Origin of the sequence: Cytobacillus sp. FSL R7-0680 (assembly GCF_038009245.1) — a bacterium.
Lineage (GTDB): Bacteria > Bacillota > Bacilli > Bacillales > Cytobacillaceae > Cytobacillus > Cytobacillus kochii.
On sequence record NZ_JBBPAO010000001.1, the window covers coordinates 2043335 to 2057140 of the forward strand.

The following is a 13806-nucleotide window of genomic DNA, read 5'->3' on the forward strand; positions in this document are numbered from 1 at the left end:
CCCCTCCTTCCAAAAAATCACAAACCTCTGGGACAGCATAACACTTAAATGGTTATTATGGTAATCATTTGCTTTTGCTTATGCAGTCTATAATATAATTAACACGATGAGAGATTATCACTTTTCTAATGATTTTCTTAATTGTAGAATCTCCATCGCAATTAATGCCGCTTTGGCATAGTCCTTTTGACGTTCTGCTTCTTTTTCATCATGAATTTTTTCTTTTATTTTAATCATCTTTTGATGATTTAACACATGCTTAATATAATCAGATAATTCCTTTTCAGTAAAATCTTCATTGACAGGCATCATCACAATATCTGCTACAATATGCCGCAACTCTTTGTCTTTTATAAATTGCATAAAGTTACTTGTATCAGGCACATGACCACTTTCATAATATGCAAGAAGATAAGTATAAATCGCTTGGTGCTCATCCACATTAAATTCATTGCCACTTAACATTTCCTGAACCTTCAATGTAATATCGTGATTATTCATCATATGAGCCAACAACATACGCTCGGCATTTTGAAAAGCTGGCCGTAATACATTATTTGACTTTTGTTGTAATAAAAACGGTTCTTGTGGTAATGACTGTGGCTGATTTTTTGTATTTTTTTGCATTGAATAAAATATTTGTTTTTGTTGCTGTTGTAGGGCATCTAATGAAAGCGAAAATTCGCTAGCCATTTGTCTTAAATAATGATCTCTTTCTACTGCTTTCGTTAGACGACTGATTTCTGTTAGTACTTCTTCTATATAACGAAGCCGTTCTCCTTCATCATTCAACCTTTTTCCTAGTCTTAAATATCTCATTTTAAAGGACATATAAGTAAGACTAGCCTCAATAACCTCATTTTTAAACTTTTCTGCGCCATATTCCTTTATATAATCATCAGGGTCAAGCTCTTCCGGAAGCCAAGCAATTCGCACATTACAACCGACTGATTGAAGCATATCTAAGGCACGATTGGCTGCTTGAATTCCTGCTGTATCCCCATCATAGCAGATCGTCACATGGTCAGTACTTTTTCGAATTAATTGTACATGTTCATCTGTAAGCGAAGTACCCATCGTAGCAATTCCATTAATGACGCCAGCCGCATCAGCAGCAATGACATCAGCAAATCCCTCAAAGAGAACAGCTCTTTGCTCTTTTTTAATGTGCTTCTTTGCTCGATTAAAATTAAAGACCGTTTTGCTCTTATTGAAAATGGCCGTTTCAGGACTATTTAAATATTTTGGGTCTTCTTCCCCCAATGATCTTCCTGAAAAAGCAATAATATTCCCTTTTTCATTATGGATAGGAAACATGATACGATGGCGAAATCGATCAAAAAAGTTACCATCTCTCTCTCTTTTGATTAATAAACCTGCTCTTTCCATGAGATCCAAGGGAAATTTTCTTTTCTGCAAAAATTTACAGACAAAGTCCCATGAATTTAGTGAATAGCCAATTTTATACTTCTCAATTGACTCCATTGTAAATCCACGTTTTAAAAGGTATTCTAACGCTTCTTGACCATCCTTTGTGTTTACTAGTAAATGGTGGTAGAATTTACATAATAATTCATGCGCATCATACATTTGTTGCAATTCAGGTGACTGTTTCACGTTTTTGTCATGTGAAGAAACGTCAATATCAAGAGGGATATTTGCTTTCTCTGCTAAGTTGACAACAGCTTCTTGAAAAGAAAAACCTTCTAAATCCATTAAGAATGAAAAAGCGTTTCCTCCTGCATGACAACCAAAGCAATGATAAATTTGCTTATCAGGAGATACGGAAAATGATGGTGTATTCTCTCCATGAAAAGGGCAAAGTCCAAAATAATTTCGGCCTTGCTTCGTTAAATTCACATAATCTCCAATAACATCAACAATATCAACTGAATTTCGAATTTGATCAATCTTTTCTTCAGGAATACGTTCTGCCATAACGACAACTCCCCACTACATAAAGAAGTATTCTAGAAAAAAAGCTAAAATCCTTCAATTTTCGACAATATTTTTGTCAGTTCTTTCTTAAATCGCTGTCGGTCTTCTTCCTTGAACGGTTTTGGTCCTTTTCCATAAACACCTTGACGCCGTGCTTTCGCCGATAGGTATCGCATATCTAATGCTGTATGAATATGACCTTCCTCATATACATTACCCCTTGGCGATAAAACATGAACACCATTTAACAGGAGTGTAGAAGCAAGACCTATATCCTGGGTAATTACCACATCTCCTCGTTTGGAGTAATTTTGGATATATAAGTCGACAGCTTCTTTACTGGAATCCACGAATGTCCACTCATCTGAGCGATACTCTGTTTTCATATGTGCATAGGATGCAATGAACTTGTAAGCAACCGAATGAATATTGGCCAATTCGACAATTTCCTGCTTAACCGGACAGGCATCCGCATCCACTAAGATGGTTGGTTCGTCTGATGTTCTTATAATTCTACATCACTCCAGTATTTCCTCCTTATAAAGAAATTTCTTTATAATGGAAGGATTGTCGAATTTTTTTTATATAATTCCCTTGACTTCTCCCAATAAATAGTTTATTCGTTAAAAGTCAAGTCTAAACCTATTTTATCATTTTTTATCACGATTTTTTATTATAATATATAAAATAGATAATTTCCAGACATATGTTTTATATAGAATGTTTCTACTAGCGCTAGCCTATTTATTCAGCAAAATGGCAATGGCATACATTTTAATCTGGAATGTACAAAGAAAAGGCACATAATCAATTACATTATGTGCTAATCCTTTAAAAGATTTTTACGATAATGATCTAGTACAAGATTTGCTGTTTCTTCAACCGCTTTGTTTGTTACATCAATCACTGAACAACCTATCTGATTTACAATGCGATCAAAATATGAAATCTCATCTTTAATTCTTTCTATATTTGCATAACTTGCGCTATCACTAAGTCCTAAAGAAATAAGCCTTTCTCTTCTAATATGATTTAATTTTTCCGGGCTAATCTTCAAACCAAAACACTTCTCTTTTGGTACGAGAAATAACTCTTCAGGAGGGTCGACTTCTGGTACAAGCGGCACGTTCGCCACTTTTAACCTTTTATGAGCTAAATATTGTGATAATGGTGTTTTCGATGTCCGAGAGACCCCTATTAAAACGATATCAGCCTTTAAAATCCCCCTAGGATCTCTACCATCATCATATTTAACGGCAAATTCAATTGCTTCTATCTTCTTGAAGTAATCATCATCTAATTTCCTCACTACACCCGGTTCATACAATGGTTCATTTCCATAATTATTTTGAATTTGATCCATTATAGGCCCGATAATATCGTAGGCGAAGATATTTTCTTTTTTAGCTGTTTCAAGCATATAATTACGTATATGTGGCTTCACTAACGTATATGCTATGAATCCTTTGTCGAGTTTAGCTAAAGCGACCACTTCATCGATATGAGCTTGTTCCTCGACGTATGGAAAACGTTTAATTCTTACATCCCCATTATTGAACTGACTTGCAGCCGCCTTTATGACAAGCTCAGCCGTTTCACCAACAGAATCAGAAACTACATAAATAATTGGCATATTACCCATACTAGCATAATCAACTCCTTATTTGAGCTTTACTTATTCACCCGCTAGTGCAACAAATGCTTTTGTTAAATTAGTTTTTGTTATTCTTCCAATAACCTCAAAGCCTTTATCAGCTTCCTTCACAACGGGCATACCATCAATTTGCTTATCAATGAGTTGTTGCGCTACATCAATAAGTAAGTCTTCTTTCTTACACATTGTGATATTTGGCATCCTCGTCATAATGATATTTACTGGTAGTGCGCCGAGCTCTTGCTTTCCGATACTGGCTCTTAACAAATCTTTTCTAGATAATACACCTACAAGTAAAGAGTCCTTGTCAACTACAAATAATGTGCCAACATCCTCTAAAAACATTGTGACAATGGCATCATAAACTGAAGTATTTTCACTAATAACAACTGGAATTGATTGATAATCCTTCACAAATAACTTTTTCATATTCTCAGTTAAAAGTTGAGCACCCGTTTTTCCTGTATAGAAATATCCTACTCTTGGTCTTGCGTCTAAATAGCCAGCCATTGTTAAAATAGCTAAATCCGGACGAAGCGTAGCTCTTGTTAAATGTAATTGATCAGCGATATGTTCCCCTGTAATTGGACCATTATCTTTCACTATTTCTAATATTTTTTCCTGCCGTTTATTGAGTTCCATTGATCTCACCACCTTGAGTTGGAGCGTCTTCTAAGTAAACCTATGCATATGTAGACGTTTCCCCAAATAAGCAAATTATGAACGAGCAATAAGGTTATACTTTTATATAATTATTATATACTATTTCTCAGAAATGAAAAGAATTTGCTTGTTGAAGTAAATGAGAAAGGGTGGAAAGAACCATATGGCAGCATTTAACGGTTCTTTCCATTTAAATCATTTCACAAGTATATGATTCATTTGTGCAAACGATTGTATCATCGTTGCTAAATGGGCCATAAAGCTTAAACGATTCGCTTTCACTTTTGGATCTTCAGCCATTACCATTGTATGTTCAAAATACATATCAATTTCTGGTTTTAATGATATAAGATAGTTAAAATAAACCTCTGCATTCGTTGTTTCATCAAGGTTATTTCTTACTTCAATGTATTTATTATATAGCTTATGCTCATCTTCATTCTCAAATAGCTCTATTTGAACATCTTCCATACTTTCTGCTTTTTGAGCGATATTCAATACCCTACTTAATGCTTCTATTTCACCCTTGAAACTGTCATTATCCTTGTTTGAATGAAGAACTTTCGCCCTTTCAATAATCGCTGGGACCGATGTTAATGCACTGCCTAACACAGCATCAATTAAATCATAGCGAATGGCTTTTTCTTGTAATATATACTTTATTCTTAAGCGGAAAAAGGCTATTAACTCTTCTTTTATTTTCTCATTCTCTTGCTTATTAATGCCAGCATTTTCTGTAAGGTGGATAGCTTGATTAATTAACTCCTCAAACGAAATCTCCCAATTCATATTCAACAATGTTTGAACGATTCCAGTCGCTTGTCTTCTTAGCGCATACGGGTCTTGTGAACCACTTGGAATAATCCCGATTGCAAAACAAGAAACAATCGTATCTAATTTTTCTGCAATAGATAAAATCGCTCCAGGGACAGATTTTGCAGTAGAATCATGTGCGTTTCTTGGCATATAATGTTCATTAATAGCCTGAGCTACTACAGCATCTTCTCCTTTTTGCAAGGCATATTTCTCACCCATGAACCCTTGAAGTTCTGGAAATTCATAAACCATTTGTGTCACAAGGTCAAACTTACAAATTTCTGCAGCCCTGTCTGCTACTTTTTTATCCTCTGATGAAAGTGATAATAATTGAGCGATATGATTCGTTAATGCTCGTACACGTCCTACTTTCTCAGACATCGTTCCAATTTCTTCATGATAAACGATTTTTTCTAATTTTTTCAAAGAAGTTTCAATGGATGTTTTTTGGTCTTCATTATAGAAAAATGCTGCATCTGATAATCTTGCTCGTAGCACTTTTTCATTTCCTCGAGCGACATTATCCAAATGTTCGTGGCCACCATTTCTCACTGTTATAAATTGAGGCAATAAGTCTCCACTTTTCGATTTAACAGGAAAATAACGCTGATGTTCTTTCATCGAAGTCACAAGCACTTCCTCTGGTAATGATAAATACTCCTCTTCAAAACTGCCGAATAAAGCAGTAGGATACTCTACTAAGTTATTTACTTCTTCAAGTAAGTCTTCATCAATTGGGACGAGCCAATTTTGTTCTTCTTCTAATTTATCGATTTGCTTACGAATAGCTTCTTTTCTTTCCACAGCATCTACAATCACATATTCTGCAAGCAGAGCTTTTTCGTATGATTTAGGATTCGTAATAATAACATCTTTTCCTAAAAAACGATGTCCTCTAGATGTATTACCTGTTTGTACATCTGTTATTTCAAAAGGAACCACCTTTTCACCGAACATTGCCACTAACCATTTAATTGGTCTAATGAAGCGCATTTCTTTGTCTGCCCATTTCATATTCTTTGGGAAATGCATAGAAAGAATGAGCTCTTTTAATTCAGGAAGTAATTTCAGCGTTTCTTGTCCTTTAGTAAAGGTTTTAACATGTGCATATTCTACACCTTTAATTTCTTTAAAGAAAATATCATCAGGCGTCGCTCCTTGACCTCTACTAAAGCCAATCGCTGCTTTTGTCCACTCACCTTGGTCATTCAGTGCAATTTTTTTTGCCGGGCCTTTTGCTTCTTCATGGACATCTTCCTGTGCTTCCTCAACATCTTCTACAAGTACAGCTAATCTTCTAGGCGTAGAGTATGCTTTCATCCCTGAAAATTGAATACCTTTTTCTACTAACCAAGCCTTTACTTTATCCGATAATTGGTTCATGCTATCTGTTACAAAACGGGCTGGCATTTCTTCTAAGCCAATTTCTAATAGGAGATCTTGTTTACTCATGGTCTTCCCCCTCCTTTTCTTGTATCATCGGAAATCCTAATTTCTCACGTTCTTCATAAAAGGTTTTAGCAATTTTTCGAGCAAGTGTACGACATCGACCAATATAGCCCGTTCTCTCAGTGACAGAAATCGCTCCTCTTGCATCTAATAAGTTGAATGTGTGCGAACACTTAAGAACATAATCATATGCAGGATGAACGAGTCCCACCTCCATTTGGCGATGAGCTTCTTTTTCATAAATATTAAAGAGATTAAATAACATATCTACATCTGAAGTTTCGAATGTATACTTTGAATGCTCATATTCGGGTTGCCCAAAAATATCTCTGACAGTAAAACCTTCTGTCCATTCTAATTCAAATACATTTTCCTTATCTTGAATATAAGAGGCAAGCCTTTCAATACCATATGTAATCTCAACAGAAACAGGCTTACACTCTAATCCTCCGACTTGTTGGAAGTAAGTAAATTGCGTAATTTCCATACCATCAAGCCATACTTCCCAACCGAGTCCAGCACAGCCTAAAGACGGGTTTTCCCAATTATCTTCAACAAAGCGGATATCATGCTTTAACGGATCAATACCTAATGCTTCTAAAGAAGCTAAATAAAGCTCTTGGATATTATCTGGTGAAGGCTTCATTATTACTTGGAATTGATGATGCTGATAGAGACGGTTTGGATTTTCACCATATCTGCCGTCTGCTGGTCTTCTAGAAGGCTCTACATAAGCAACGTTCCACGGTTCAGGTCCAATCGCTCTTAAAAATGTATACGGGCTCATTGTACCCGCACCTTTTTCAGTATCATAAGCTTGCATCAAGATACATCCTTGATCTGACCAATGCTTTTGCAACGTTAAAATCATATTTTGAATATTCATAAGCCACCTCTTTCTTTCCTTTTCAGTCACCAAAGACCGGTATCTACATTAGATAAACACTTGCTTTTCGACAAGTATTTTTTCTTTTAAAAGCATAAAAAACTCTCGTCTCTATGCCTTTAATTAAGACATAGGGACGAGAGTTAACCCGCGGTTCCACCCTATTTGCTACTTACTTTTACGTAGCCTCTTTTACTTCACCTGTTGCTCCAGAGCGCCCTTCGTTCACTTTCTATTCCCTAGCTCACACTCTCCTAGAGTCGCTTGTATAGAGGGAGTGAAGTACTTTTCTCCTTCATTGCTAAACATAGCTATAATTTAATGAAATAATAGCTGAATTTCTTTCGAAAGTCAATAGCTTACTTTTACTTATTATTGCATGAAACCCTTCATATTGTTCATTTGATTTAAAAACCTTTTTGTTTTTAATTGCAAGCCTGCATACTCATCATAATATGTTTCTATTACCTTTTTCAATTCAAGTTTGGTTTGTTCTTTTACAGATATATTCCCAAGCCTTGACAAGTCCATGTAATAAAAAATGCGAAGTAATCTAACGGTAGCAGGAGAAAGCTTTAAATGATAGGGATCTTTATCCAAACAATGATGACAAATGAAGCCATTTTGGCTAATAGAAAAAGCAAATGTTCCTTCCGTTCGTTGACAGACGGCACAATGATTAAGCTCAGGATATAAGCCAAATAAGCCGAGCATTTTCATTTCGAAAATATGTGTTAGAATCTCAGCATCATATCCTTCATCAATTGCTTGTATGCATCTAAATACAAGTTCGAAAAGATAAGGATTAGGCTTCTTCTCTTCCGTTCCTTTATCCAGTAAGTCTACTATGTAACTTACATAAGCTGTAAGGAAAATATCTTCTTTTATGCTCCGCATCGAAAGTGAAATTTCACCTTGTTGAAGGGTCCCAAGCCCTCTGCTTCTTTGTATTAAGTAAGTGCCATAAGTAAAAGGCTGGGTGACAGCAGCAAGCCGACTATTTGGCTTTTTTGCGCCGCGTGCCATCACACCAACCTTTCCCCACTCTCTTGTAAAGAGTGTGACAATTTTATTTGTTTCGCCATAATTGACTGTTCTAATGACAATGCCTTCACATTTTTCAAGCATCGATGTCACCATCCTTATACGATGACAACCTATGAAATCGGAAAATCAAATTCTGCTAGTTCTTCATCTTGTTCTACGGGTATATCATGGTAATCTTTTTCAATTTCTTTAAAAAGAAGATATGTGTCAATATTACCTGTTTGGGAAAACACTTTCCAGGTAAAATCTTTCATAGATAACCCCACCTTTATTGTGTTTTTACTAGCAATTAAATCTATACTCTTATCATAGCCTGTCTTCTGAAAATCATAAGACGAAAAAATTGTTAATTAAATGGATGCATAATTCTTTGATTTCACCAATAACCTATGTTGACAGGTTTAATATTCATCTTCCCTAAATCCAAAGTCTCTTAACTGGGTCATTTTGTTACGCCAATCTTTTTGAACTTTCACCCATAATTCGAGGAAAACCTTACTTCCCATGAGATTTTCTATATCTACTCTTGCTCGTTGTCCGACCTCTTTGAGCATTTTCCCTTGTTTACCAATAACAATACCCTTTTGAGAATCTCTTTCTACAATAATCGTAGCCATGACATGAATGATATCCTTCTTATCTTGCCGCTCAATCTTATCAATTACAACCGCTAATGAGTGAGGAATCTCTTCTCGGGTTAAATGTAAAGCCTTTTCTCGTATCAATTCGGAAATAATAAACCTCTCCGGATGATCTGTTACTTGATCAGCAGGATAGTATTGCGGCCCCTCTGGTAAATATTCCTTAAGCTGCTCTAGAAGGCGATCAACATTATTTCCTTCTAAAGCGGATATCGGCACAATTTCACAGAAGTTATATTTCTCTTTATAAGATTCAATGACAGACAATAGTGCATCTGGGTGAATTTTGTCAATTTTATTGATGACAAGAAAAACAGGTGTTTTGACTGATTGGAACTTTTCTATAATGAATTCTTCCCCTCTGCCAAACCCTTCTTCAGCATTCACCATAAATATAATGGCATCGACTTCTTTTAGCGTATTTTGTGCAACTTTCATCATAAAATCGCCTAATTTATGCTTAGGCTTATGAATTCCTGGTGTATCGATAAAAATATACTGTGCATCATTTGTTGTGAGCACACCTTGTACTTTGTTTCTTGTTGTTTGTGGTTTATCACTCATAATCGCAATTTTTTGTCCAATGACACGGTTAAGTAGTGTAGACTTTCCTACATTTGGTCTGCCGATAATGGAAATAAACCCTGATTGATGTCCTTGTTGATTATTCATGTAAATCCTCCGATGAAAAAGCTCCTGGTAATAGTTGCTCTACTGTTAATTGTTGTGTATCTCCGTTTAAGTTTGTTAGAACCACCGGCATCTCTTTTGAACATAATTCAGAGATTACCTGCCTGCACGCGCCACATGGTGATACTGGTCTGTCAGTATCTGCAACAACTGCTAACATTTTAAATTCTGTTACGCCATCAGAATATGCTTTAAAAAGCGCCGTTCTTTCGGCACAATTACACATACTATATGCGGCATTCTCTATATTACATCCGTGGAAAACTGTACCATCTACTGCCAAAAGTGCAGCACCAACTTTAAATTTTGAATACGGTACATATGCCCGGTCCCTTGCTATTTTCGCTTCTTCGATTAGTTTATCAATGTTCAATTGTTTCTTCCTTTCTGAAATGGCCGATTGCCTTCTTTTATTTTACACTATTTTTTTTGTAAAATCATGGGTTGTTGTCATTTTGTAATAAAATAATTGAATTTTCAGTAAATAAGCCCATTTAATAAATTTCTTATGCTTTGTCATTTTAGCTTAATCATGCTTACTATACAAACGGTTTTATCTTCATTTCACTGAAATCAAGAAAATGAAAATCTATTTTTCATGAATCAAACTAATTTTTATACTATCTTGTACTTATTTAAAACAAATAAAGCAAATGGTTTTAAAAAACAAAAAAAGCATATAACCGCAATTGCGGCTATACACTTAAAGGATCTTTGGTAAAAAAATAGAAAGGCCAATGATCACGGTTAAAACGGCATAAATAAGAACTGCTCCAGCTGCAATATCTTTTGCTTGCTTCGCCAAAGGATGCTGCTCTGTTGTCACAAGATCAACGACACGCTCTATAGCTGTATTCATTAACTCAAGTGCAATCATCCCAGCTATTGCAAAACTTATCAACAGCCATTCTGTTTTAGTCAATTCAAAAATAATACCGAAAAAAATGACTAGTACTGTCATCACAAAGTGGATTTTCAAGTTTCGTTCCGCTTTAAAAGCGGTAATGACCCCGATAAATGCAAAATAAAATGACGAGACTAATGATTGTTTTTTACGTGAATTTTTATCTCTGTAATCCGAATTCATCTAAAATTTCCTTTTGCCGAGTAAACATTATTTTCTCCTCCTCGGTTGTTTCATGGTCATATCCAAGTAAATGTAGGAAACCATGTACAGATAAAAATCCTAATTCTCTCATAAAACTATGTCCATACTCTTCTGCTTGTTCCACTGCTTTAGGAATAGAGATGATAATATCGCCTAACATGCGAGGCAACCCTTCTCCGATAAGAGGGATTTCCCCTTCCCCCATTTCTTCCATTGCAAATGAAATCACATCTGTAGCCTTGTCTTTATTTCTATATTCACGATTGATTTCTTGTATGCGCTCATTTTCAACAAACGTAATAGAAATCTCCGTATCTTCTTCAACCACTTCTTTTACAGCTGCAAATTGTAGAAGGTTTTCAATCTCTCTTGTTTGCGTCTCTGTAAGTCCTTCTGTTTCATCAATAAAGTCAATGTGTAATGTCATGCTTGTGTCACCTTCTGATTCGTCATTTCTGGATATTCAATTCGTGAATGGAAAATACCATTCAATGTTTCATTAAATGATTTTGCTACAACCTCTAACTCTTTTAATGTTAAATCACATTCGTTTAACTGCCCATCTTGCAGTCGGTCAGCAATGATTTTACGAATAAGACCATCAATTTGTTCTGGAGTAGGATGAGACATAGAGCGCACAGCTGCCTCAACGCTATCAGCTATACCGATCACAGCCGATTCCTTTGTTTGTGCCTTTGGACCAGGATAGCGAAAATCCTCCTCTTTCACTTCAACTCCACTTTCTTTTGCTTTGTAGTAAAAGAATTTAAGTAAAGTCGTGCCATGATGTTGTTCAGCAATGTCAATAATTTCTTTTGGCATTTTATGCTTTCTTAACAAATCAGCACCATCTTGCGCATGTGCAATAATAATATTTTTACTCGTCAATGGTGGCAGCTTATCATGTGGGTTGTCTATGTTTATTTGGTTTTCGATAAAGAATTGTGGCCTTTTTGTCTTCCCTATGTCGTGATAATAGCAACCAACTCTCGCTAGAAGTCCATTGGCACCAATAGCTTCACAGGCAGAGTCTGACAGATTAGCAACCATTACACTATGGTGATATGTTCCAGGCGCCTCTGTTAAAATCTTTCTTAAGAGCGGATGATTAGGGCTCGATAGCTCTATTAGCTTCATTGCAGAAAGAATACCGAAGCCTGCCTCAAAAAATGGCAAGAACCCGATTGTTAAAACAGCTGCGGAAATGGCTGATATAAATCCAGAAACCATATAAAAACTGTACTCTACAAGATCCACTTGACCATTTCTTAGCAATAGCAGTGCTAAAATCACTAGAATATTTACAACGGAAACAAGTAAGCCAGCTTGTAAAATTTTTGATCGTTGGTTTTGTTTACTTAAAAATAATACGCCCGCTATTCCACTGCAAGTTATATAAATGGCAGCAGTCACATGAAAACTTCCAGTAATAGACCCATTAAAGATAAGGGAGCCACAAATAGCAATAATTACTGAATAATAAAGGGCAAGTTTTTCACTAATAAGTATTTTAATCAACATCGAACCCATTGCAGCAGGAAATATATAGAGTATATCAGAATACTCAAATGCCTGTATATAGCTAATCCCCTTCATTAGTAGTAAGGAAATGATGAAAACAATACTATAGACTAATAAGAAATTTTGCTTTACTTCTTGTGGCTTATCAAGCTCATAAAAATAATAATATGTGGCTGCTAGAATGATGAGAACAACTAGCGCTAGTCCAATAAATGGTTGGATAGAATTCTCATTATCTAACATGCCTACTAGTTCAAGTTGACGATAGACTTCCCTACTTATGAGTTGATTTTGCTCAACAAGTATTTGTCCTTGTAATATTTTGACTGGTTCAACAGATTCAACAGCTGTTTGTCGTTTCTCTTGCGTTTCCTCCGGAGCGTAAAATTCATTCTGGTAAATAGCATACCTACCAAGCTCCACCATCGCAGTTTTTAAAGTATTGTTGAGTGATGTTAAGCTAATTTGATCTTGCACACGTTTTTTAGCATTCTCTACCCCATCAGCAGGGATCCTTTGTTGCATAACGTGATTAATCTCTGTAATTGTAACATCTTTTGCAATTGATAATTGATTAGGGCTGGCTTCTAATAACGTTCTCAATACGCTATCTGAGATTTCCTTCGTTACTTCTTCTGTTAATTGTGATTTTGTGCGCTCAAGTTTCTCATCAAGACTAACAAGCTTTGGTTTTTCATCCTTTTCACTTTCTTTCGCCTTTTCTGAAGCTTGCTCGTTTTCCTCCGCTGCTTCTTCATTTACTGCAGAAACGGTATCAAAAATTGATGTTATGAGATCCACTCGGTTTTGTGCAATTTCTTTTTTTACAACATAAACGTCCTCAACCTGGTTTTCAGCTTCTTTCTTTTTCTTTTCGGTACTTTCTTTGTCTTCAATCGTAACCGGCGAACGAATCGTTTGCTCTGCTACAGAAAAAAGACTTAATTCCAATTTCTCTGGCCGTACATTTGAAAACATTGTTGCGTACATAATGATTCCAAGTAGAACAAAGAGCAAAACCCTCACAAATGTCATTTTTAATAAATTTCTAATTTTATGTATGTAGTGATGGAGTTTATCCATTAACGAGACCTCCAATCCTAAGTATCTCTGAGAAATTCTTTTCTTCCTTAATTATGTAAAATCATAACAGTTTTTTTTCAAAATTACACTAATATTTTTAATTGATGACAATATGTAATCATCCTTATCTTACCCTATTCTTCCATATACTCCAAATAACAATCACTCCTAGCTCGAGAGATTGTCAGCAGAAATCAAGAAAGAGCGAGTATTATTCCTTTACATATCGTCACATACACACTTTTGGCTTAAGCATTTCACCTTACAAGTTCTTCCCATTTATGATTATTTTAATAAGATATGTATCATT

Annotated in this window: 13 protein-coding genes; all 13 read right to left on the bottom strand. The window is 35.6% G+C overall.

Annotation, left to right across the window (positions count from 1 at the left end; all coding sequences use genetic code 11):
* Positions 1-117: 117 nt before the first annotated feature.
* The 13 genes from dnaG to MKY26_RS10240 all read right to left on the bottom strand — a co-directional run bounded on the left by dnaG (position 118) and on the right by MKY26_RS10240 (position 13496).
* Positions 118-1938 carry a DNA primase gene (gene dnaG, locus MKY26_RS10180; protein WP_307312872.1) on the bottom strand — a complete coding sequence of 607 codons (1821 nt, stop codon included), beginning with the start codon at positions 1936-1938 and terminating at the stop codon, positions 118-120.
* 44 nt (positions 1939-1982) lie between these two features.
* A complete protein-coding gene (locus MKY26_RS10185; RefSeq protein ID WP_095372535.1) occupies positions 1983-2417 on the bottom strand; it encodes a YaiI/YqxD family protein in 435 nt (144 codons plus the stop codon).
* Between the two features lie 344 nt (positions 2418-2761).
* Complete coding sequence (locus tag MKY26_RS10190; protein ID WP_095372534.1) at positions 2762-3580, bottom strand: pyruvate, water dikinase regulatory protein; 819 nt, start codon at positions 3578-3580, stop codon at positions 2762-2764.
* A gap of 33 nt (positions 3581-3613) precedes the next feature.
* Positions 3614-4234: a helix-turn-helix transcriptional regulator gene (locus MKY26_RS10195; RefSeq protein ID WP_225230375.1), complete on the bottom strand. Its 621-nt coding sequence runs from the start codon at positions 4232-4234 to the stop codon at positions 3614-3616.
* Positions 4235-4450: 216 nt separating this feature from the next.
* Complete coding sequence (gene glyS, locus MKY26_RS10200) at positions 4451-6523, bottom strand: glycine--tRNA ligase subunit beta (protein ID WP_341096615.1); 2073 nt, start codon at positions 6521-6523, stop codon at positions 4451-4453.
* On the bottom strand, positions 6516-7406 hold the full coding sequence (glyQ, locus tag MKY26_RS10205) for a glycine--tRNA ligase subunit alpha (RefSeq protein WP_095372531.1): 891 nt from the start codon (positions 7404-7406) through the stop codon (positions 6516-6518). Before glyQ ends, glyS begins: the two co-directional genes overlap by 8 nt.
* A gap of 372 nt (positions 7407-7778) precedes the next feature.
* The gene (gene recO, locus MKY26_RS10210; protein ID WP_095372530.1) at positions 7779-8534 is read right to left on the bottom strand and encodes a DNA repair protein RecO; all 756 of its coding nucleotides are present in this window, start codon (positions 8532-8534) and stop codon (positions 7779-7781) included.
* Between the two features lie 29 nt (positions 8535-8563).
* A complete protein-coding gene (locus MKY26_RS10215) occupies positions 8564-8707 on the bottom strand; it encodes a YqzL family protein (RefSeq protein ID WP_095372529.1) in 144 nt (47 codons plus the stop codon).
* A 147-nt stretch (positions 8708-8854) separates the two neighbouring features.
* The gene (era, locus tag MKY26_RS10220; RefSeq protein ID WP_095372528.1) at positions 8855-9766 is read right to left on the bottom strand and encodes a GTPase Era; all 912 of its coding nucleotides are present in this window, start codon (positions 9764-9766) and stop codon (positions 8855-8857) included.
* Positions 9759-10157 carry a cytidine deaminase gene (locus MKY26_RS10225; RefSeq protein WP_224935947.1) on the bottom strand — a complete coding sequence of 133 codons (399 nt, stop codon included), beginning with the start codon at positions 10155-10157 and terminating at the stop codon, positions 9759-9761. The genes era and MKY26_RS10225 overlap by 8 nt, the downstream gene beginning before the upstream one ends.
* 330 nt (positions 10158-10487) lie before the next feature.
* Positions 10488-10871 carry a diacylglycerol kinase family protein gene (locus tag MKY26_RS10230; RefSeq protein WP_341096627.1) on the bottom strand — a complete coding sequence of 128 codons (384 nt, stop codon included), beginning with the start codon at positions 10869-10871 and terminating at the stop codon, positions 10488-10490.
* Positions 10849-11319: an rRNA maturation RNase YbeY gene (ybeY, locus tag MKY26_RS10235; protein WP_095372525.1), complete on the bottom strand. Its 471-nt coding sequence runs from the start codon at positions 11317-11319 to the stop codon at positions 10849-10851. The genes MKY26_RS10230 and ybeY overlap by 23 nt, the downstream gene beginning before the upstream one ends.
* Positions 11316-13496: an HD family phosphohydrolase gene (locus MKY26_RS10240; protein WP_095372524.1), complete on the bottom strand. Its 2181-nt coding sequence runs from the start codon at positions 13494-13496 to the stop codon at positions 11316-11318. Before MKY26_RS10240 ends, ybeY begins: the two co-directional genes overlap by 4 nt.
* Between the last annotated feature and the right edge of the window lie 310 nt (positions 13497-13806).